The 21,769-nt window shown below is 70.0% G+C and carries 21 protein-coding genes; 9 read left to right on the forward strand and 12 right to left on the reverse strand.

Annotation, left to right across the window (positions count from 1 at the left end; genetic code table 11):
- Positions 1–15: 15 nt before the first annotated feature.
- Together IEY89_RS41985 and IEY89_RS25785 are read right to left on the reverse strand one after the other, a co-directional pair.
- Entirely contained in the window at positions 16–591 is a 576-nt protein-coding gene (locus IEY89_RS41985; protein WP_189149884.1) for a DUF2071 domain-containing protein, read from the reverse strand.
- A gap of 118 nt (positions 592–709) precedes the next feature.
- Complete coding sequence (locus tag IEY89_RS25785) at positions 710–1,084, reverse strand: STAS domain-containing protein (protein WP_229695424.1); 375 nt, start codon at positions 1,082–1,084, stop codon at positions 710–712.
- Between the two features lie 175 nt (positions 1,085–1,259).
- Between IEY89_RS25785 and IEY89_RS25790 the strand changes: the two genes are divergently transcribed.
- The gene (locus tag IEY89_RS25790; protein ID WP_373287294.1) at positions 1,260–1,715 is read left to right on the forward strand and encodes an ATP-binding protein; all 456 of its coding nucleotides are present in this window, start codon (positions 1,260–1,262) and stop codon (positions 1,713–1,715) included.
- A gap of 345 nt (positions 1,716–2,060) precedes the next feature.
- Positions 2,061–3,296, forward strand: a complete 1,236-nt coding sequence (locus IEY89_RS25795; RefSeq protein ID WP_189149963.1) for a PP2C family protein-serine/threonine phosphatase — start codon at positions 2,061–2,063, stop codon at positions 3,294–3,296.
- Between the two features lie 291 nt (positions 3,297–3,587).
- Here the strand turns inward: IEY89_RS25795 and IEY89_RS25800 are convergent, their stop codons facing one another.
- Complete coding sequence (locus IEY89_RS25800; protein ID WP_189149886.1) at positions 3,588–5,027, reverse strand: gamma-aminobutyraldehyde dehydrogenase; 1,440 nt, start codon at positions 5,025–5,027, stop codon at positions 3,588–3,590.
- Between the two features lie 197 nt (positions 5,028–5,224).
- Here IEY89_RS25800 and IEY89_RS25805 point away from each other — a divergent pair, with 197 nt between their 5' ends.
- From IEY89_RS25805 to IEY89_RS25835, 7 genes are all read left to right on the forward strand, one after another.
- Positions 5,225–5,770 carry an Lrp/AsnC family transcriptional regulator gene (locus IEY89_RS25805; RefSeq protein WP_189149887.1) on the forward strand — a complete coding sequence of 182 codons (546 nt, stop codon included), beginning with the start codon at positions 5,225–5,227 and terminating at the stop codon, positions 5,768–5,770.
- A complete protein-coding gene (locus IEY89_RS25810) occupies positions 5,755–7,167 on the forward strand; it encodes an aspartate aminotransferase family protein (protein WP_373287295.1) in 1,413 nt (470 codons plus the stop codon). Before IEY89_RS25805 ends, IEY89_RS25810 begins: the two co-directional genes overlap by 16 nt.
- A gap of 309 nt (positions 7,168–7,476) precedes the next feature.
- Positions 7,477–8,253, forward strand: a complete 777-nt coding sequence (locus tag IEY89_RS25815) for an ABC transporter ATP-binding protein (protein ID WP_189149889.1) — start codon at positions 7,477–7,479, stop codon at positions 8,251–8,253.
- Complete coding sequence (locus tag IEY89_RS25820; RefSeq protein WP_189149890.1) at positions 8,235–9,530, forward strand: hypothetical protein; 1,296 nt, start codon at positions 8,235–8,237, stop codon at positions 9,528–9,530. The genes IEY89_RS25815 and IEY89_RS25820 overlap by 19 nt, the downstream gene beginning before the upstream one ends.
- A gap of 130 nt (positions 9,531–9,660) precedes the next feature.
- Positions 9,661–10,074, forward strand: a complete 414-nt coding sequence (locus IEY89_RS25825; RefSeq protein WP_189149891.1) for a VOC family protein — start codon at positions 9,661–9,663, stop codon at positions 10,072–10,074.
- A gap of 25 nt (positions 10,075–10,099) precedes the next feature.
- Entirely contained in the window at positions 10,100–11,221 is a 1,122-nt protein-coding gene (locus IEY89_RS25830) for an LOG family protein (protein ID WP_189149892.1), read from the forward strand.
- Between the two features lie 152 nt (positions 11,222–11,373).
- On the forward strand, positions 11,374–12,066 hold the full coding sequence (locus tag IEY89_RS25835) for an LAETG motif-containing sortase-dependent surface protein (protein ID WP_189149893.1): 693 nt from the start codon (positions 11,374–11,376) through the stop codon (positions 12,064–12,066).
- A 94-nt stretch (positions 12,067–12,160) separates the two neighbouring features.
- Here the strand turns inward: IEY89_RS25835 and IEY89_RS25840 are convergent, their stop codons facing one another.
- From IEY89_RS25840 to pyrH, 9 genes are all read right to left on the reverse strand, one after another.
- Positions 12,161–12,958, reverse strand: coding sequence for a maleylpyruvate isomerase family mycothiol-dependent enzyme (locus IEY89_RS25840; RefSeq protein ID WP_189149894.1), 798 nt, complete (start codon positions 12,956–12,958; stop codon positions 12,161–12,163).
- A 24-nt stretch (positions 12,959–12,982) separates the two neighbouring features.
- A complete protein-coding gene (locus IEY89_RS25845; RefSeq protein WP_189149895.1) occupies positions 12,983–13,999 on the reverse strand; it encodes an ABC transporter ATP-binding protein in 1,017 nt (338 codons plus the stop codon).
- 2 nt (positions 14,000–14,001) lie between these two features.
- Entirely contained in the window at positions 14,002–15,702 is a 1,701-nt protein-coding gene (locus tag IEY89_RS25850; RefSeq protein WP_189149896.1) for an ABC transporter permease, read from the reverse strand.
- On the reverse strand, positions 15,678–16,760 hold the full coding sequence (locus IEY89_RS25855; protein ID WP_189149897.1) for a thiamine ABC transporter substrate-binding protein: 1,083 nt from the start codon (positions 16,758–16,760) through the stop codon (positions 15,678–15,680). Before IEY89_RS25855 ends, IEY89_RS25850 begins: the two co-directional genes overlap by 25 nt.
- Positions 16,761–16,990: 230 nt before the next feature.
- On the reverse strand, positions 16,991–18,097 hold the full coding sequence (rlmN, locus tag IEY89_RS25860; RefSeq protein WP_189149898.1) for a dual-specificity RNA methyltransferase RlmN: 1,107 nt from the start codon (positions 18,095–18,097) through the stop codon (positions 16,991–16,993).
- 100 nt (positions 18,098–18,197) lie between these two features.
- A complete protein-coding gene (locus IEY89_RS25865; RefSeq protein ID WP_189149899.1) occupies positions 18,198–18,869 on the reverse strand; it encodes a hypothetical protein in 672 nt (223 codons plus the stop codon).
- 125 nt (positions 18,870–18,994) lie between these two features.
- Entirely contained in the window at positions 18,995–20,122 is a 1,128-nt protein-coding gene (locus IEY89_RS25870) for a phosphatidate cytidylyltransferase (protein WP_189149900.1), read from the reverse strand.
- On the reverse strand, positions 20,122–20,679 hold the full coding sequence (gene frr / locus IEY89_RS25875) for a ribosome recycling factor (protein WP_189149901.1): 558 nt from the start codon (positions 20,677–20,679) through the stop codon (positions 20,122–20,124). Before frr ends, IEY89_RS25870 begins: the two co-directional genes overlap by 1 nt.
- Before the next feature lie 155 nt (positions 20,680–20,834).
- Positions 20,835–21,593 carry a UMP kinase gene (gene pyrH / locus IEY89_RS25880; protein ID WP_006373557.1) on the reverse strand — a complete coding sequence of 253 codons (759 nt, stop codon included), beginning with the start codon at positions 21,591–21,593 and terminating at the stop codon, positions 20,835–20,837.
- Between the last annotated feature and the right edge of the window lie 176 nt (positions 21,594–21,769).

Here is a 21,769-nt window from a genome sequence, read left to right on the forward strand (position 1 = left end):
CACGTTCAAAAATGCTCACGCACGGGTTCGAGGCAACCGAACCGAGCCCGGCTCCGCGGGACCGGCCTCCGGTCGCCGGTTCAGGGACGACACCGAGGCGAAGCCGGGGCGGCGCTCCCCCACTCGTGCCCTGCGGCCGGCAGGGCGACGGCCGCTGTGCTCGGGCGACGGGCGACGGGCGGTTGGAGACGGCGCCGCCGCCTGCGGAGACGCTGAGGGTGCCAGGGTTGCAGGGTTGCAGGGCGCGCCGATGGCACGAGCCGCCACCATCAGCGGGCAGGCGACCTCGACGGACAGGAACCACAGCCCGTCGCGCCCGTTCCGGTGGCGGACGCAGGTCCGCAGGTTCGTCTCAGCGAACGTCGGGACATCGGGCATCCGTGCGGGTACGCCGGGAGGCCGGACGTCCGCCATGACAAAGGGCGTGAAACCCACCCAGGCGGCCCCCGCGTACGCGTCCACCACCAGGCCCTCGGGCAGCATCGCCTGCACCGTCCGTGGTGGAAAGGGCCAGTGCACGACCGTCTGCGTCAGCCACGCCGCCCGCAATGCGGGCACCCGTACCCGCTGCTCCGCTCCGTACGCCACCACGGGCGCCGAGTCCCCACCGGAGAGCGCGGAAACGCGCAGGGCACGGCCGCAAGGCGCTACCGGCCGTGCTCAGGCCCGCACATACGAAAACGTTCGTGACCGTAGCCCGGCGCGAGGATCAGGCGTCCAGAGCCTGCTCGACGGTGCTGTGGCAAGCGAGGACCGTGTCCAGTCCGACGAGGTGGAGGACTCGCATCACCGGTGCCTGGACCGCGGCGAGCCGCAGCCATCCCTGGGCGGCGTCGGCGCGCTCGTGCACCTGGAGAAAGACGTTGATGCCACTGGAGTCGAGGAACGTCACGCCACTGAGGTCCGCCACGATCCGATGGCTCCCCTCATGCTCGGCGGTGGCCGCGGGCAGCAGTGCCTGACTCAGAGCGTCCCTGACGTGGTGATCGATTTCGCCGTGCAGAGACACCAGGCGGATGCCCTTGGCGGTGGTGTGGGTGATGCGCAGCCGGCCTGACGGGCCCGTTACCTGGTTGTCGGTCACCGATTCCTCAGTTGTTGCGCTCAGGCTGCGCGGGGCAGCGTGTGTGAGGACGATTGTGCCGTACCGCCGGGCGGGAGGCGCCTGGCGGGTTGTGGCGTAGAACACCGCCCGTGATGTACGAGGTGTGGCGGGTACACGTACCCCTGGGGCCACGGGGAGCAGAAGGACGGTGCCGGTGGAGTCGCAACCCGACGACAGGGAGCGTATTGAGCCTGACGCATACGTGATCCAGGCCGGCTACGCCCTGGGCGGAGACGGCGGGTGCATCGCTCAGGCCCGCCACCACGCGGCCGACTTCCTCACCCGGGCCCGGGTCGAGAAGGGCTTGACCATCTCCTCGCGTGCCATGGACCTGACCCGGTTGGTGGTCAGTGAGCTGATCACCAACGCCCTGAAGTACGCGCCGGGTCCGATACTGATGGAGTTGCGCATCACCGACGCCATGGTGGAAGTCGTGATCTGGGACAGCGATCCCACCGTGCCGACGGCCAAAACCGCCGACCCCGGCCGGATCGGCCAGCACGGTCTGGAGATCGTCAAGGCGGTCGCCCATGACCTCGTCATCGAGCGGCAGTCGGTCGGCAAACAGATCACCGCCGGCATCGCCCTGACCGACACCGTCCGGTCGTGACGCCTCCGCGCGCGGTCCGTCGTCCTTGCCGGGACGACGCCCCGTTGCCCGCGCCGGTGTACGGAGGCTGGTGCCGCCGAGCCCGTCGATAGGCCTGAACCGCCCGCGGACGAGGGGGAACAAGGGAGAGGTCTGTGCAGGGCCAAGGGAACAGAACTGTGCGGCGGGACACCGGTGCGTGCCTGGGCACGTCTTCGCGGTCGGTCCGCGATGTCCCGTCGTATTTGATGAAATGAGGCGACGATCAGGGAACGGAAGAGGTTTCAGGTGAGTGCAGATCCGCCGGGCGAGGACCGGATGAGCGACCCTCGGCATGCTTCGGGCACCGAGGACCGCCCGCGGACGATGGGGCTGGCAGGGGCCTTGGCCGCGGCGGAGACCGCGCCGCCGGTGGAATCGCTCGACGTCGTCGCCCACATGCTCGGGCAGAGCCTCGGCGCGAGCAGGGTCACCTTCCTCATCACGGACTTCACCGGAACGTCAGTGGTGCGCCTCGGCGCCGCCGGGGACGTGAAGACCGACGAACCGGTCCGACGCATCAAACTGCCGGGCACCTTGTACGACGAGGTGATCCGGACCCAGCACCCGGCCACGGAGACCGTCCACGGAACCAGCACGGTCCGGGTCGTCGCTCCGGTCACCAACCGGGGGGACGCCATCGGTCTGCTGGAACTCTTCCTGCCCTCGGCGCCCGACGGGACGGCGATGCGGGAGATCGGCGACACCGCGCACGCGCTGGCGTACATCGTCATCGCGAACCGCTCGTACACCGACGTGTACCAGTGGGGGCGGCGCACCAGGCCGCTGAGCCTGGCCGCGGAGATCCAGCACCGGCTGCTTCCCTCGTCCCTCGCCTGCGAAGCCGCGCAGTTCACCGTCGCCGGAGCGCTGGAGCCGGCCGATCACGTGGGAGGCGACACCTTCGACTACACGATCGACCGCGACACCGTACAGCTGTCCGTCACCGACGCCATGGGCCACGACGTCGCCGCGTCACTGCTCGCCACCCTCGCCGTGGGAGCCCTGCGCGGGTCCAGACGAGCCGGCGCCGATCTGGCCGAACAGGCCCTTGGCGCGCACCGGACGATGCTTGAGCACGGTGGGCAGGGATATGTCACCGGCCAGCTTCTGCGCATCGACCTGCGCGACGGCGCCACCGAGTTCGTCAACGCGGGCCACCCCTGGCCGCTGCGCCTGCGCGGCGGGAAGGTGGAGCAGCTCAGCGTCGAGGTGGACATGCCGTTCGGCTTCCGCTTTCCGCACACCTACCGCGTCCAGCGGCTGGATCTGCGGGCCGGCGACCGGCTGTTCCTGCTCACCGACGGCATGCTCGAACACGGCGCCGCCGCCATGGACCTGGAAAACCTGATCGTGCGCACCGCCGACCTGCATCCGCGGGAGGCCGCCCGCACGGTGATCGCGAAGGTCGTCGCCGCCAACAACGGTCACCTCCGGGACGACGCCACCATCATGTGCCTGGACTGGCACGGCGTCAGGCACTCCCGGCGCAACGCCGACACCGGCGCGGATCTCGCCAGCGCCTCGCAGCCGGACCACTGGTCCGGGAATCACCGTGCCTGAGAGCGACAGCGGCGGGCAGTCCGCACCCGGCGAGCCCCGCACCCCACCCACCGCGCCCGACGCACACAGCGCGGACCGACGTTCGAGGGCCGCGAACACGCGTGACACCGGCATCCGTACGGCATGCCCGCCGCCCGTGCGACCGGGCAGTCGACACCGTGCGGAGCGGTGCTGGAGCGGTACGGCACCGGCACGACACGGGTCGGTGGTCGAGCCGGCCGAACCACCGCAGCCGTGCGGCCCCGGACAAAGAACTCCCGCCCGGGGCCGCGCGCGTGGCACCGCTGACCGTCAGCCGCCGAGCGACGTCATCACGTGCTTGATCCGCGTGTAGTCGTCGAACCCGTACCCCGAGAGGTCCTTGCCGTAGCCGGACTTCTTGAAGCCGCCGTGGGGCATCTCCGCGACCAGCGGGATGTGGGTGTTGATCCACACACAGCCGAAGTCCAGGACCTTCGACATCCGCATCGCGCGTGAGTGGTCCTTCGTCCACACGGACGACGCGAGGGCGTAGTCCACGCCGTTGGCCCACTCCACGGCCTGCGTCTCGTCCGAGAAGGACTGGACGGTGATGACCGGGCCGAAGACCTCGTTCTGGATGATCTCGTCGTCCTGCTTGAGGCCGGACACGACCGTCGCGGCGTAGAAGTAGCCCTTCTCGCCGACCCGGTGACCGCCCGCCTCCACCTTGGCGTGGGCGGGCAGCCGCTCGACGAAGCCGGAGACCTGCTTGAGCTGGTTCGGGTTGTTGAGCGGCCCGTACAGCACGTCCTCGTCGTCCGGCTGCCCGGTCTTCGTCTCGGCGGCGGCCTTGGCGAGCGCCGCGACGAACTCGTCGTGGATGGACTCCTGGACCAGGACGCGCGTGGCCGCCGTACAGTCCTGGCCCGCGTTGAAGAAGCCCGCGACCGAGATGTCCTCGACGGCCTTGGCGATGTCGGTGTCCTCGAAGACCACGACCGGCGCCTTGCCACCCAGCTCCAGGTGCACACGCTTCAGGTCCTTCGACGCCGACTCGGCGACCTGCATACCCGCGCGCACCGAACCGGTGATCGACGCCATCGCCGGGGTCGGGTGCTCGACCATCAGCCGGCCGGTGTCGCGGTCCCCGGTGATGACGTTGAAGACGCCCGTGGGCAGGATCGAACCGATGATCTCCGCCATGAGAACCGTGGACGCGGGCGTCGTGTCCGACGGCTTGAGCACCACGGTGTTGCCGGCCGCGATCGCCGGGGCGAACTTCCACACGGCCATCATCATCGGGTAGTTCCAGGGCGCGACCTGCGCGCAGACACCGACCGGCTCGCGCCGGACGATCGACGTCATCCCGTCCATGTACTCGCCGGCGCTGCGCCCCTCCAGCATCCGGGCCGCGCCCGCGAAGAAGCGGATCTGGTCCACCATCGGCGGGATCTCCTCGGACCGGGTGAGCCCGATCGGCTTGCCGGTGTTCTCCACCTCGGCCGCGATGAGCTCCTCGGCGCGCTCCTCGAACGCGTCCGCGATCTTCAGCAGGGCCTTCTGCCGCTCGGCCGGCGTCTGGTCGCGCCAGGCGGGGAACGCGGCGGCGGCAGCCGCCATGGCGGCGTCGACGTCCGGCTGCCCGGACAGCGGCGCGGTCGCGTACGCCTCGCCCGTCACGGGGTTGACCACCTCGGTGGTCCGCCCGTCGGCGGCGTCCCGGAACTCACCATCGATGTAGTTGCGCAGACGACGCAGCTCGGTGCTCACTGCCGGCCCTCCAGATTCGGATGTCGGTCGAGTCAGGTGTCGATCGACTCGGGTGTCCATTGACTGAGACACCCACCCTATTCCGCAGCCCGACGTTTTCAACACCCCCGATCCCCTTCAAGCTGCGAAATCCGCAAGACAAGCATCCATGAACAACGAATTTCATCGATCGAGCCTTGCGAAACCGTCGACTCCTCGTGCACAGTGAGCGCGTGGCCAGTCGAAGCGCAGAGCACAGGGACTCCCGCGAGTCCATGCCTCGCGAGCCCCGAGCCCGCGAGTCCAGGAACGGCACTCCCCAGCTGGACGCCGTCTCCCTCGCCATCATCGAACAGCTCCAGGAGGACGGCCGCAGACCGTACGCGGCGATCGGCAAGGCGGTGGGCCTCTCCGAGGCTGCCGTGCGCCAGCGCGTCCAGAAGCTGCTCGACCAGGGCGTGATGCAGATCGTCGCCGTCACGGACCCGCTCACCGTGGGTTTCCGCAGGCAGGCGATGGTCGGCGTCAACGTCGACGGCGACCTCGACCCCGTGGCCGACGCGCTGAGCGCCATGCCGGAGGTCGAGTACGTGGTGATGACCGCGGGCTCCTTCGACATCCTCGCCGAGATCGTCTGCGAGGACGACGACCACCTGCTGGACGTCATCAACAAACGCATACGGGCCCTGCCGGGCGTGCGCTCCACCGAAAGCTTCGTCTACCTCAAGCTCAAGAAGCAGACCTACATGTGGGGAACCCGATAACCGTGACGACCACCGACAGCCCCAGTTCCGGCTCCAGCCCCAAGGACCTCAGCCGTACCGCGTACGACCACCTGTGGATGCACTTCACCCGCATGTCCTCGTACGAGAACGCCCCCGTCCCGACGATCGTCCGGGGCGAGGGCACCCACATCTTCGACGACAAGGGCAAGCGCTACCTCGACGGTCTCGCGGGTCTGTTCGTGGTCCAGGCCGGCCACGGCCGCGTGGAGCTGGCCGAGGCGGCCTTCAAGCAGGCGCAGGAGCTGGCGTTCTTCCCGGTCTGGTCGTACGCCCATCCGAAGGCGGTGGAGCTGGCGGAACGTTTGGCCGACTACGCGCCGGGCGACCTCAACAAGGTCTTCTTCACCACCGGTGGCGGCGAGGCCGTCGAGACCGCCTGGAAGCTCGCCAAGCAGTACTTCAAGCTGGTCGGCAAGCCCACCAAGTACAAGGTCATCTCACGCGCGGTCGCCTACCACGGCACTCCGCAGGGCGCCCTGTCCATCACCGGTCTGCCGGCGCTGAAGGCCCCCTTCGAGCCGCTGGTCCCCGGCGCCCACAAGGTCCCGAACACCAACATCTACCGCGCCCCGATCCACGGCGACGACCCGGAGGCCTACGGCCGCTGGGCCGCCGACCAGATCGAGCAGGAGATCCTCTTCGAGGGCGCGGACACCGTCGCCGCCGTCTTCCTGGAGCCGGTCCAGAACGCGGGCGGCTGTTTCCCGCCCCCGCCGGGCTACTTCCAGCGGGTCCGCGAGATCTGCGACCGCCACGACGTCCTGCTCGTCTCGGACGAGGTCATCTGCGCCTTCGGCCGCCTCGGCACGATGTTCGCCTGCGACAAGTTCGACTACGTACCGGACATGATCACCTGCGCCAAGGGCATGACCTCGGGCTACTCCCCGATCGGCGCCTGCGTCATCTCGGACCGGCTGGCCGAGCCGTTCTACAAGGGCGACAACACCTTCCTGCACGGCTACACCTTCGGCGGCCACCCGGTGTCCGCGGCGGTCGGCCTGGCCAACCTCGACCTGTTCGAGCGCGAGGGCCTCAACCAGCATGTGCTGGACAACGAGGGGGCGTTCCGCTCGACGCTGGAGAAGCTGCACGACCTGCCGATCGTCGGTGACGTCCGTGGCAACGGCTTCTTCTACGGCATCGAGCTGGTCAAGGACAAGGCGACCAAGGAGTCCTTCGACGCGGAGGAGACGGAACGCATCCTCTACGGCTTCCTCTCCAAGGCCCTCTTCGAGAACGGCCTGTACTGCCGGGCCGACGACCGCGGCGACCCGGTCGTCCAGCTCGCCCCGCCGCTGATCTCGAACCAGGAGACGTTCGACGAGATCGAGCAGATCCTGCGCGCGACGCTGACGGAGGCGTGGACCAAGCTGTAGCGCTCCGCCGACGGCCCGGCGCGTCATCCGCGGGTCCGTCGTGGCTGGTCGCGCCCGCGCGGCGAAGCCGCATATCGACGCAGCCCCGCGCCCCTCTGGGGCGCGGCTCCACCTCCGCCTGTACGTCCCGGGTACACCCGTACGAGTGAGAACGGGTGTACCCGGGCCGTGTGCTGTCCGGCCTCGCGCCGCCGAATACCTAGCGTGCCTGTAACCGATCGGCCCTGCCTTCGTTCCCCCGCACGGGGGATTTCGCGGATTCCACCCGCGATCCGCACGGCATTTCTGATCTGAACCGAGGTGTACGCGATGGTGGCCCCGCCGGACAACGACGTGCTCTGGGCACGCGCCCTGCACTTCCAGCACAACGACGGCTCGCCCGCGCTGAGCGGCGTCTCGCTCGGTGTCCGGGAGGGCGAGATCCTCGCCGTCGGCGGCCCGCGCGGCAGCGGCAAGACGACCCTGCTGCGCTGCCTCTCCGGCCTGGTGCGACCGGCGCGGGGCGAGGTCTGGTTCAACAGCGTGCCCGTGCACACGATGGGCCCGCTCGCCCGTGAACGGCTGCGCCGCGACCGGTTCGGCTGGATCGACCCGGCCCCGGTCCTCGTACCGGAACTGAACGTCTGGGAGAACGCGGCCCTGCCCCTCATGCTGCGCGGCACCAGCCGTCGGCGCGCCAAGACGGCGGCCCTGGAGTGGCTGGAGCGTCTGGACATCGGTGAGCTGGCCCGCAAACGCCCGTACGAGCTGCGTCAGTCCGAACGCCAGCGCGTGTCGATCGCCCGGGCACTGGCCCCGGCCCCCACGGTCCTCTTCGCGGACGAACCGACGGCGCCCCTCTACCGGGCGGACCGGGCCCAGGTACTGCGGACGCTGACGACAGCGGCCCGCTCGCACGGCATCACCGTGGTCCTCGCGACGCACGACGCGGACACGGCGGCGCTGGCGGACCGCACGGTCTCGCTGCTCGACGGACGACGCGTGAACACCGTTCACCTGCCCCCGGTCGCCAAGAACGGCACGGAGACCGGCCCCGGGGCCGGTACCGACGCGGAAGGCCGGGCCGCGTGCTCGCTCTCCGTCTAGCCCGCGGCTCGCACCCGGGCGTCCAGCTCCGCCGGCTGCTGGTCGCGACGGCGTCGGCGGCCACGGGTTTCCTCCTGCTGGGCACCCTCGGCCACGCCCTCGCCCACCAGGACACCCCCGGCGGCTCGGCCCTGCGCCTGGCCTGGTGCGTGGCCCCACTGGCGGCCACGGTCCACTTCGCGGTGACGGTGGCCCGCACCGACCCCGGCACGAGACCGCGCCCCGGCCTGTCGGCGATCGGCCTGGGCCCGGCCCGCCTGATGGCCGTCTCGGCCACCACAACAGCTCTGTCCTGCACCCTGGGTTCGATGCTGGCCCTGCTGTTCTTCCTCCACCTGCGGGGCGACCTGACGGGCATGCCGTTCGACGGCGACGCGTCGGACTTCCTGGCCTCGGACCACCCCCTCCCCCTCCCTGCCGCCCTGACCCTGCTGACCCTGGTACCGGTGGCGGCGTCGGTCGCGGTCGCGCTGGTGCTGCGACCACGAGATGTCCGCCCCCGCCGAACCGCGGGCAGTCGTGCCGCTGGGGCGGCACCCGTCCCACAGGGGGACGGCACCCCGTCAGCGCCGGGCAGCGCGACCGACCCGTCGGCATCGACCCCGGGTGCCCCTGACGTCCCCGCTCAGGACCCCGACCCCGACCCCCACGCCCTCCCCACTCCTCACCCCACCCCCCGAGACCTCCCCTGGGGCATCGCCGTACTGGCGGCCGGCCTCGCCGTAGAGGCATACGCCGCCCGCGCCCCCCACACCCGCCTCGCCATGCCCGGCGGAGCCACCGACAGCCCCGCCGCCGTGCTCGTCGGCTGGACCCTCACCGCCGTGGGCCTCGCTCTGGCCGGCCCGGGCCTCGCCCACCTCTGCGGGCGTCTGCTCCAGGCCGTCCGCCCCGGCGCCCTGCGTCTCCTCGCCGGCCGCGTCCTCATGGAGGAGGCGACCCGCATCGGCCGCCCCCTGGGCGTCGTCTGCGCGGTGGCATCGGGGGCGTACGCCATGATCGTGCTGTACGACGACGCAGCCGACGACCCGTCCCTCGGCCCCCTCACCACCCTGGGTGCCCTGGTCGTGGCGGGCTGCGCGGTCGCCACGCTCCTCACGGCCGCCGCCGAGGCGCGGCGCGCCCGCGCCGACACCACCGCGGCCCTGGTCCGGCTCGGCGCACCGGCCACGACGCTGCGCACCGCCGCCGGCCTGCGCGCCGCGGCCCTCCTCGCCCTGTTCGCTCCGCTGACCTTCCTGATCGCGGAGTTGGCGGCGCTGCCACTGACCGCCTGAACCCCGAACAGAACCCGCGGGGAGACCCGTACGGAAACCCGTACGAAAAAATCCCGCAGCCACCGATGAGTTCCGCACGACCCCCGGGTCTACCCCACCGAACAGCACCACACCGACGGGAGAGACCCTCATGAGCGAGTACCAGCAGATGATCTTCGTGAACCTGGCCGTCAGCGATGTCGCCGCCTCGAAGAAGTTCTTCACCGAGCTCGGATACACGATCAACCCGCAGTTCACGACCGACGACTGCGCCTGTGTCGTGATCAGCGACACCATCGTCGCGATGCTGCTGAGCAAGCCGCGCTACTCCGACTTCACGAAGAAGGAGATCGCGGACTCGACGAGGACCAGCGAGGTCCTCATCTGTCTGAGCGCCGAGAGCCGCGCGAAGGTCGACGAACTGGTCGACGGAGCGATCGCGGCCGGCGGCACCGAGCCGCGCGAGGCGCAGGACTACGGCCAGATGTACGGACGCGCGTTCGACGACCTCGACGGCCACACCTGGGAGGTCATGTGGATGGACCCGGCGGCCGTCCAGAGCTAGGGCCTGCCCGTGCTTACATGGGCGGGTGCAGACGAGCCCCGCCCATGCGGCCCACCACGGCGACCGTGAGATCGAGACGCTCCAGGAGTTCGACGCGACCGTCTCGGCCCGTGGCACCCTCGCCGGATTCCGTGTCCAGGCCGTCGATCTGACGGACCGTACGAAGGAGTTGCTGACCAGCGACACCGCGGGCGCCGTCTTCCTCGGCTGCCCGATGCGTCCGGACGCGACGGCGAAGGTCCGCGCGGACGGCGCCCTGGTCTTCCCGCCCCTCCCGGACCTGCCCTTCGACCCCTACCGCGGCCATCTCTACTCACCGGACGAGTTGTTCGCCGGGCTCGACAAGGGCTACGAGCACACACCCGACGCCCTCGGGTACGCCTGGTTCCAGCGCACGAAGGCCGACGGCGACATCTTCGCCTCGATGCTGCGCTCCGTCCACGACGACGCCGTCTCCGACGCCCTCGACGAACTCCTGCGCGCGACACAGGTCGTGGGGGTGATGGGGGGTCACGCGATGGCACGCGGTACGCAGGCGTACGCCGGTGCCGCGCGCCTGGGGCGCGAGCTGACCCGCGCCGGGTTCACGGTGGCCACGGGCGGCGGCCCGGGCGCGATGGAGGCGGCGAACCTCGGCGCGTACGCGGCCCCCTTCGAGGACGCCATGCTCGACAAGGCGTGCGAACTCCTCGCCGGGGCACCCTCGTTCACGCCCTCGATCACCGACTGGGCGCGCGCCGCCTTCGAGGTCCGCGCGCGCTGGCCCGAGGGGGCGGGCTCGGTGGGCATCCCGACCTGGTTCTACGGGCACGAACCGCCGAACGCCTTCGCCTCGCACATCGCCAAGTACTTCGCCAACGCCACCCGCGAGGACGGGCTGCTGGCCCGATCGAACGCGGGGATCGTCTTCCTGCCGGGCGCCGCCGGGACCGTACAGGAGGTCTTCGACAACGCGACGCCGAACTACTACGAGTCGCGCGGCGAGCCGACGCCCATGGTCCTTGTGGACCGCGCCCACTGGACCGAGCGGCTTCCCGCCTGGCCGCTGCTCCAATCCCTGGCGCGGGGGCGGGCGATGGAGGACCGAATCGCCTTGGTGGACCGGATCGAGGACGCTCCGGAGGCTTTGAAACGCCTCGCCGGTTAACGGGTAGGCAAAACAAATGCCTGGAGCGTGCATACAGATTGACAGTTCTTACGCCGCGCTTATAGACCTGTGAGACTCCAGGGAGTGATGAGGTGATGAGGTCTCTTCACCCCCGCCACCCCCCTCAGTTGTGCATCCCGTGAAGGGCAACCGTGTCCATATCTCTCCGTACCGCCCGTTCTGTGCGCATTCTCGGTGTTGCCTCCGCCTCGGCCGCGCTCGCACTGGGCGTCGCGGGCAACGCGTTCGCCTGCAACATCAGTGAGTTCTCCGCCGTCGCCAAGTGCGACGGTGAAAAGGGTGTCATCAGCGTCACCGACAAGGACCCGTCGGGCACCCCCGCCACGGTCACCGTCTTCCTCGGCGACAAGCTCATCGGCACCCAGGACGTCGTGGGCAGCCGTGAGGGTGTCACCATCGACTTCTCGGAGGACTGGGCGCCGAACGCGACGTACCGCGTTCACGTCAAGGCCGGCAAGCAGGTCGACGAGGACATCAAGCCGGATCTGACCACCCCGGGCGAGGCCTGCACGACGGAGCCGACCCCGACCCCGACACCGACCCCGACCCCGTCGGCTTCGCAGCCGGAGGAGTCCGCCACCCCGACTCCGTCGGCCTCGGAGCCCGAGGAGTCCACCACCCCGACTCCGTCGGCCTCCGAGAGCACCCCGGGTGCCCCCGCGAACAGCGTTCCGACGCCCGCGGGCGGCAGCTCCAACCTCGCCGAGACCGGCGCCAGCTCGACCACCGGTGTGATCGCCGGTATCGCGGCTGCCCTGGTCGTCGTCGGCGGCGGCGCCGTCTTCTTCGGTCTGCGCCGTCGTGGGGCGTCCAGCAGCGACTGACGTTCCGCTCGCCGTATCCGCAGTACCCGGCTGTACGTGGTGGCCCGTCCCCGAATCGGTGAATTCCGGGGGCGGGCCACTCCGCTGTCTCCGGCTACCCGAAGGTGGCCCTCGCCAGCCAGAACTCCAGCAGCTCACGGTCCCCGAGGATCTCCAGCCGCGGGCTGTCCAGCGGCAGTCGGCGGTAGAAGGCGAGCATGACGTCGGTGAGGGGGCCGCGCAGGGCGACCGTCGCCTTCTCATGGCCGCGACGCCAGGACACGCCTTCCTCGGTGAGCTCGACGAGCCACTCGGCGTTCAACTCGGGGGCGGTGTCCGTGGCGTGGAGATGGATGCTGCGGCCCGGCCCGCGCAGTTCGTTCGCCGCCGCGTCGTCCGGGTCGGTCTGCGCGAACTCGACGATCTGCAGCCACTCGTCTATCGCGTCGGCGGCGATGTCCGGCGCGACCTCGTACGGCAGCCCGGCGGTGAGCGTCGCGTCCGCGCGGTGCACGGTGATCTCGTGGACCATCCGGCGCGCCCAGAATCCCGAGTCGTGGATGTCGGCCCACGACCACACCTTGGTGTCGGGCCCGGCCTCGCGCAGGGTGGTGACCAGCAGCTCACCGGTCTCGGCGAGCCAGGCGTCCAGCGCGGCCGGGTCTCCCGTCGGCTCCGGTCCATCACCCAGCGGTACTTGATCCTCCTCGACATCCGCCTCGGCCCGCGTGCGCACCAGCAGTTCAACCCAGCGCAGGGCGCCCCCGGTGTGCCGCACAAGGTGTTCCAGGGACCAGTCCGGGCAGGTCGGTACGGTCGCGGACAGATCGACGCCGGAGGTCACCAGTGCCCTCAGCTGCCCGACCTGGTGGGCGATTTCATCACAATAGCGGTCATGCGCGAGCGTCGTCATGCCCCGAACACTATGGGCGTCGCCTCACCCGAGCACCACAATTTCCGACGCGTCGAAGGCCACCCCGACCTCGTCCCCCGGCTCCGGCGCGTCGCGCAGCGCGCACGCGGCCTCCAGTCGCGGGGCGTCCTCGGGCTGGAGCTGTACGGCGACATGCGTACCCCGGAAGGTGCGCGCGGCCACGGTGCAGCGCAGGCCGTCGGCGGCGGGCACCAGACGCACACCGGCGGGGCGTACGAGCAGCGTGCGCTCCCCATGTCCGGTGCCCTCGGGGACCGGAACCTTGCCCCAGGAGGTGTCCGCGACCTGCCCGCTCACCGTCGCGCCGACGACGTTGTCGAAGCCGAGGAAGCGCGCCACGAACTCGTCGACGGGCCGCTGCCAGACGTCAAGTGGCGTACCGGACTGGGCGATGCGGCCGTCGCGCATCACGATCACCCGGTCGGCGAGGGCGAAGGCCTCGCCCTGGTCGTGGGTGACGGCGAGCACCGTGGTGCCCAACCTGCCGAAGAGTTCCCGGAGTTCGACGACGAGCCGCTCGCGCAGCGAGCGGTCCAGCTGGCCGAGCGGTTCGTCGAGCATCAGCAGCCGGGGGCGGGGCGCGAGGGCGCGGGCGAGGGCGACACGCTGCTGTTCCCCGCCGGAGAGCGCGGCGACAGCACGTCCGGCGGCGCCCGGCAGCCCGACCATGTCCAGCAACTCCCGTACACGCACGTCCTGTTGATCCCTGGGTACGTGGTGCATGCGCAGCCCGAAGGCGACGTTGCCGCCGACGTCCCGCTGTGGGAACAGCTGGTGGTCCTGGAACATCAGGCCCACCTCGCGCTTGTGCGCGGGCACCCCGGCGAGGTCCCGGCCGTCGAGCAACACCCGCCCCGCGTCGAGGGGCTGGAGTCCGGCGACCGCCCGCAGCAGCGTCGACTTTCCGCTGCCGCTGGGTCCGAGCACGCAGACGATCTCGTGCTCGGCGACATCGAGGCCGACGCCGTCGAGGACGGGCCGCGCTCCGAACCGTACGGTCGCTCCTTCGAGACTGAGCATGGTCAGAACTCCCCGGTCCGGTCGGTCCGCAACCGCTCCAGCACGAGCAGGGCCACCGCGCACACCACCATCAAGATCGTCGAAAGGGCCATCGCCTGGCCGTAGTTGAGATCGCCGGGGCGGCCCAGCAGCCGGGCCACGGCGACCGGCAGGGTCGGGTTGTCGGGCCGGGCGATGAACACGGTCGCCCCGAACTCGCCGAGCGACACGGCGAACGCGAACCCGGCCGCGACCAGCAACGCCCGCCGTACGATCGGCAGATCGACCTCGCGCCAGACCCGCCAGGGCGAGGCCCCGAGCACGGCCGCCGCCTCCCGCAACCGCGCGTCCACGGCCCGCAGCACCGGCAGCATGGTCCGCACGACGAACGGCACCCCGACCAGCGCCTGCGCGAGCGGTACGAGGATCCAGCTGCTCCGCAGATCCAGCGGCGGCTCGTCGAGCGCGATGAGGAACCCGAACCCCACGGTCACCGCCGACACCCCGAGCGGCAGCATCAGCAGCGCGTCGAACCCCCGCACGATCCGCCCGGCATCGCGCCGGGTGAGCGCCACGGCGGCCAGGGAGCCCACGACGACGGCGATGCCGGTGGCGGCGACGGCGTACTGGAGCGAGTTCCCGATGGCGGCGATCGGCGCGACCAGGAAGATGCCGGAGTCGTCGCGGGTGAGCGCCTTGTAGTAGCCGAGGCCGGCACCGCCGGGCGTGGCGAACGACCGCTGTACGAGCACGGCGAGCGGCAGCACCAGCAGCACGGCGATGCTCACCAGCACCCCGCCGAGCAGCGCCCACTGGCCCCGGCCGCGCGGCCGGCGTGCCGTTGTCTCCGGCGCCACGAGCCGCAGCGCGCTCTCCCGACGCCGTACCGTCCGGGCGTGCACGGCGAGGACCGCGCCCACCGCCACGAACTGGACGATGGTCAGCACGGCAGCCGTACCGAGGTCGAAGATCTCCGAGGTCTGCCGGTAGATCTCCACTTCGAGGGTGGCGAAGGTCGGTCCGCCGAGGATCTGCACCACTCCGAAGGAGGTGAAGGTGAAGAGGAAGACCATGAGCGCGGCGGCGGCGACGGCGGGCGCGAGGGCGGGCAGCGTGACCTGCCGCCAGGCCGCGAACCGCGAGGCGCCGAGCACCCGTGCGGCCTCCTCCTGCCGCGGGTCGAGCTGCGCCCAGAGCCCGCCGACCGTCCGTACGACGACGGCGTAGTTGAAGAAGACGTGCGCGAGCAGGATCGCCCACACGGTCGTGTCCAGCCGTACGCCCCACACCTCGTCGAGCAGCCCGCCGCGCCCGACCAGCGCCAGGAACGCCGTACCGACGACGACGGTCGGCAGCACGAACGGGACGGTCACCACGGCCCGCAGAATCTGCTTGCCCCTGAAATCGAAGCGCGCGAACACATACGCGCCGGGGAGCGCGACCAGTAGCGTGAGCGCGGTGGAGGCGAGCGCCTGCCAGGTGGTGAACCAGAGGACGTGCCGGATGCCGGAGTCCCCCAGCACGTCCCCCACCTGTCCCAGCCGCCAGACCCCGTCGACGTGCAGACCGCGCGCGACGATCGCGGCGACGGGATAGGCGAAGAAGAGCGCGAAGAAGACGACGGGCAGCGCGAGCAGGGCCCCGCGCAGGGCGGCACCCTTCCCACGAGCGGCCGCACGGGTCGTTCCTGCTGCTTCGACTACTTCAGTACGAGCGAGGTCCACGACTTGACCCACTGGTCACGGTGTTCGGCGATCTTCGCGGGGTCCATGGTCTCGGGGTCCTCGGCCTGCGGCCCGAACTCGGTGAACTCGGCGGGCACCTGGGCGCCCTCCCGCACGGGATACACGAACATGTTGAGCGGCATGTCCTCCTGGAAGGTCTTGCCGACGAGAAAGTCGAGCAGCGCCTTGCCGCCCTCGCTGTTCGCGGCGTTGTCGAGCAGCCCCGCGTACTCGATCTGCCGGAAGCAGGTGCCGGTCGCGACGCCGGTCGGAGCGGTGGCCGGCTTCGGGTCGGCGAAGATCACCTCGGCGGGCGGCGAGGAGGCGTACGAGACCACGAGCGGCCGGTCGGCCTTGGCCTTCTTGCCGCCGGCCGACCCGGAGAACTCCTCGTTGTACGCCTGCTCCCAGCCGTCGACGACCTTCACGCCGTTGGCCTTGAGCCTGGTCCAGTAGTCGGCCCAGCCGTCGTCGCCGTACTTGGCGGCGCTGCCGAGCAGAAACCCGAGTCCGGGCGAGGAGGTGGAGGCGTTCTCCGTGACGAGGAGATCCTTGTAGGCGGGCTTGATCAGATCGTCGAAGGACTCGGGCGGGGTCAGCCTGTGCTCGTTGAACCAGGCCTTGTCGTAGTTGACACAGATGTCGCCGGTGTCGATCGGCGTGACCCGGTGCCTGGCCTCGTCGGTGCGGTAGGCGGGCAGGATCGCGTCGGCGCCCTTCACCTCGTACGGCTGGAACAGCCCGTTGTCGAGCGCGCGGGAGAGCAGGGTGTTGTCGACGCCGAAGAAGACATCACCCTGCGGGTTGTCCTTGGTCAGGATCGCCTTGTTGACGGCCTGCCCGGCATCGCCGTCCTTGAGAACCCTGACGGTGTACCCGGACTGCTTCTCGAAGGCGGCGAGGACGCTCTTCGAGACGGCCCACGAGTCATGGCTGACGAGGGTGACGGTCTTGGAGCCGGCCGCCGAACCGCTGCCGCCGTCCTCGGACCCGCACGCGGACAGCGTGACGAGCCCGAGCCCGACGGCCAGGGCCGTGACCTGCTTGGTGATGCTCACCGGAATTTTCCTCCTGGGATGACCAGGAAGAGACGCGGCCCTGCCCGGGTCCCGTTGAAGGGGTTCCCGGGCAGGGCGCAACAGCAAGAGTGATGACCGAACTTCCTACCCAGAATGACCTGGGCGAGGTTCAGAGGGTCTGCGGCCCACCAATGTGATCTGGCTGCCGCACTCTCAGCGCTGTGGCGCTCCCCTGTCGGAATATGAAGATATGTAGGTACGACATAAGACTACCGCTCGGTGGCCGCCAGCTGTCCGCACGCCCCGTCGATCTCCTGCCCCCGGGTGTCCCGAACGGTGACGGGCACCCCGTGCGCGGCGACGGCCTCGACGAACGCCTTCTCGTCCTCGGGCCGCGACGCGGTCCACTTGGACCCCGGAGTCGGGTTCAGCGGGATCAGGTTGACATGCACAGGCTTGCCCCTGAGCAGCCGCCCGAGGCGGTCACCGCGCCAGGCCTGGTCGTTGATGTCCCGGATCAGCGCGTACTCGATGGACAGGCGGCGCCCCGACTTGGCCGCGTACTCCCACCCCGCGTCGAGGACCTCCCGGACCTTCCACCGCGTGTTGACGGGGACCAGGGTGTCGCGCAGCTCGTCGTCGGGCGCGTGCAGGGAGATGGCGAGGCGGCACTTGAAGCCCTCGTCGGAGAACCGGTTGATGGCCGGCACCAGTCCGACGGTCGACACGGTGATACCGCGCTGCGACAGCCCCATGCCGTCCGGCGCGGCGTCGGTCAGGGCACGGATGGCACCGACGACGCGCTTGTAGTTGGCGAGAGGCTCACCCATGCCCATGAAGACGATGTTGGAGAGCCGCGCAGGGCCACCGGGGATCTCCCCGTCCCGAAGCGCACGCATCCCGTCCACGATCTGGTGCACGATCTCGGCGGTGGACAGGTTCCGGTCCAGCCCGGCCTGCCCGGTCGCGCAGAACGGGCAGTTCATCCCGCACCCGGCCTGCGAACTGATGCACATGGTCACCCGCTCCGGGTACCGCATGAGCACCGACTCGACGAGCGTTCCGTCGACCATCCGCCACAGTGTCTTGCGGGTGGTGTCCTGGTCGGTCGACAGATGGCGGACGACCGTCATCAGCTCCGGAAGCAGCGCTTCCTGGAGCCTGCCGCGCGAGGCGGCCGGGATGTCCGTCCACTCGGCCGGGTCGTGCGCGAACCGCGCGAAGTAGTGCTGCGAGAGCTGCTTGGCACGAAACGGCTTCTCACCGATCGCGGCAACGGCTTCTTTACGCTCGGCAGGCGTGAGATCGGCAAGATGCCGCGGCGGCTTCTGGGCTCCGCGCGGGGCGACGAATGTGAGTTCTCCGGGCTTAGGCATGGCTGTACCAGTGTCGCAGACATCCGGACAACCCCCCGCCGCCCTGTGGACAACGCCAGGAGCAGGCAGAAAGTCCCAGCTCAGCGCGCTCTGTACGCACTCACGGAGCCGCCGCAGCCATCACCCCCCGCAGCTGCGTCACCTCCCGCTCCAGCTCGCGGTAGTGGTCGCTGACCTTGCGCCGGGCCGTCGGTGTGACGCGGCCCGCGTCCAGTTCGGTCAGCCGGTCGCCCAGGGCGGTGAGGTCCGTCTGCCAGCCGTGCCAGCCGTCGGCGCCCCGGGCGTCGGCCAGCTCGTCCCGGGCGGCACGCAGGGCCGCGTGAGCCCCCTCTCGCAGTGGGCCCAGGTCGGCGCGCAGCCGCTCGCTGCGCTCGCGGAGATAGGCGAGGGACTCGCCGTATCCGGCGAACGTCTCCCCCAGCTCGGTCATGGACCTGACCTGGTCCCCGAGCGCCTCCAACCAGGGCACGGCCACCTCGACACCGTGTTCGGCAGCCGCGACAGTCGCGGTACGCACCTCGTGGTAGTGCTGGGAGACGCCGTCCAGGTCGGCGAAGACACTCATCGCGCCGAGCGTCTGTTCGCGGATGGTGTCCGATGGGAGGCCGTCTCCCCGGTCGAGCAGCGCCTCGATGCGGGCCAGCTCGCCCCGTACCGCTCGTCGCAGCTCCAGCAGGGCCTGATGAGCCGAGTCCGCCGCCTCGACGGGACCGGCGACAGCTGCGAGTCCCTCGGCCTGCCGCTGGCGTCTGGTACGACTACGCCCCCACATGCACGCCACCCCTTCCGGACGGATCGACCGCACTGAAGTCGATCTTAGGTTCGAAAGGGGTGGTTTCAGGCTGCCGTACGTATTTCAAAGGAAACCCGGACCGTACTGGAACATTTCGACCGGCCTCAGCCCACGAAGGCGACGAACAGCAGCCACACCACAGGAGCCGTCGGCAGCAGCGAGTCCAGCCGGTCCATGATGCCCCCGTGACCCGGCAGCAGCGTGCCCATGTCCTTGATGCCCAGGTCCCGCTTGATCATGGACTCGCCGAGGTCACCGAGCGTGGCACTGACCGCGACCGCGAGGCCCAGCACCAGACCCTGCCACCAGGTGCCGTCGTCGATCGCGAACTCCATCAGCACCGCGCCGGCCACCATCGCGAACGCGACAGCGCCGAACAGGCCCTCGCGGGTCTTGCCGGGACTGATGCGCGGGGCGAGCTTGTGCTTGCCGAAGCGCCAGCCGATCGCGTACGCGCCGGTGTCGCTGACGACGGTCAGGAGCAGGAACGTCATGACGCGCTGCGCACCGTCGTCGGCGGTGAGCATCATCGCGACGAACGTCGCCAGGAACGGAACGTAGAAGGCCGCGAAGACGCCTGCCGTGACGTCCTTGAGGTATCCCTCCGGAGGTTCCGTCATACGCCAGACCAGGACCGCGAGCGCGGTGAGCGCCATCGCGACCCACGCGCCCTCGGGACCCCGGACGTATCCGGAGACGACCATCGCGGCCCCGCCGAGCGCGAGCGGCACCAGCGGCGCCCTGATGCCCTTGCGCTCCTGGAGCCGGGACGTCAGTTCCCACAGGCCGACCACGACGGCGACAGCTACCACGCCGACGAAGGCGGCCTTGACGACGAACAGCGACGCGATGATCACCGCGCCCAGCCCGACGCCGACCGCTATGGCCGCGCCGAGATCCCGGCCCGCAGTCTTCTTCCGCGGGACGGAGGCGGGCTGCTGGGCGTCGTCGGGCGTAGGCATGGGATCCGGCTTCTGCGGCACCGCCCCGTAAGGCTGCGCCCGCGGCATCTCGTCGCGGAACGAGGGGCCGCCCGGCCGAGCGGCCCCCCGGTCGTCATCCTGGTGTCCGCCATGTGCGGGTACGTCGGGCACGATGGGCATGGGGCGAGTCTGCTGCGCGTGGTGCGCATCGTACGCGGGACCCGCCGGGGCAGCCCCCTGGACAGGCCCTCCGTCGGACGGCCCCCAGTACCCGGCGTGGGGCGGCGCCCCCCAGGAAGAGTCGTTCATCAGACTTCGAGAAGCTCCGCTTCCTTGTGCTTGAGGAGCTCGTCCACCTGCGCGACGTACTTCGCGGTGGTGTCGTCGAGCTCCTTCTCCGCGCGACGGCCCTCGTCCTCGCCGACCTCGCCGTCCTTGACGAACTTGTCGATGGCGTCCTTGGCCTTGCGGCGGATGGCCCTGATCGAGATCTTGGAGTCCTCGGCCTTGGTCCGGGCCACCTTGATGTAGTCCTTGCGCCGCTCCTGGGTGAGCTCGGGGAACACCACGCGGATGATGTTTCCGTCGTTGCTCGGGTTGACCCCGAGGTCGGAGTCGCGGATCGCCTGCTCGATGTTGCGCAGTGCGCTCTTGTCGAACGGGGTCACCACGGCCATCCGCGGTTCGGGCACGGAGAACGAGGCCAGCTGGTTGATCGGCGTCAGTGCGCCGTAGTAGTCGGCCACGATCTTGTTGAACATCGCCGGGTGCGCACGGCCGGTGCGGATCGCGGCGAAGTCCTCCTTGGCGACAACGACGGCCTTCTCCATCTTCTCCTCGGCCTCGAGGAGGGTCTCTTCGATCACCACTTGCTCCTGCGTGTCTTGAGTAGGCCCGGCTGCTGTTCTCGGTCAGGGTCGGCGGCCGGCTGCGTCGCGTCTTCTTCCTGCACGGTTCCCGACCGGCAGGACATTGTCCATCCCCCGCTCAGGGTCCGTCCCCGGGCAGGGTTGATCCCCGGTCAGTCCCGGCTGCCCTGTTCCCCGACGAGTGTGCCGATCTTCTCACCCTTGACGGCCCGCGCGATATTGCCCTCGGTCAGAAGCTCGAAGACGAGGATCGGCAGCTTGTTGTCACGGCACAGCGTGATCGCCGTCATGTCGGCGACCTTGAGGTCCCGGGTGATGACCTCGCCGTAGCCGAGCGAGTCGAACTTGACGGCCTCGGGGTTGGCCTTCGGGTCGGAGTCGTAGACCCCGTCCACGCCGTTCTTGCCCATCAGCAGCGCCTCGGCGTCGATCTCCAGGGCGCGCTGTGCGGCGGTCGTGTCGGTGGAGAAGTACGGCATGCCCATACCGGCACCGAAGATGACCACACGGCCCTTCTCCAGGTGCCGTACGGCGCGCAGCGGGATGTACGGCTCGGCGACCTGGCCCATGGTGATGGCGGTCTGGACCCGGCTGTCGATGCCCTCCTTCTCCAGGAAGTCCTGGAGAGCCAGGCAGTTCATGACGGTGCCGAGCATGCCCATGTAGTCCGAGCGGGCCCGGTCCATGCCGCGCTGCTGCAGTTCCGCACCGCGAAAGAAGTTGCCGCCGCCGATGACGACGGCGATCTGGGAGCCGTCGCGCACGACGGCCGCGATCTCACGGGCAATCTTGTGCACCACGTCGGGGTCGACGCCCAGGCCCCCGCCACCGGAGAAGGCTTCTCCGGACAACTTCAGCATGAACCTGCCGCGTACTTTGCCGTCGTCGCTCTTCTGGGCCTTGGTGGTCATGGAGATCTCGCCTCTTCACGTGTCACACATACGAAGAAGGCCATTGCCGGTGGGGTGTCGATCGCATCCCATGCTCGGCAATGGCCTCCTCGTCAGATCTGCTGTCGTCCGCCACGCGCGCGTGCGTGACGGCGTACGCGCGCGACTGCGTCGACCCTATAGGTATCCCTACGGGG

Source organism: Streptomyces lacrimifluminis, assembly GCF_014646095.1.
Taxonomy (GTDB): Bacteria; Actinomycetota; Actinomycetes; order Streptomycetales; family Streptomycetaceae; genus Streptomyces; species Streptomyces lacrimifluminis.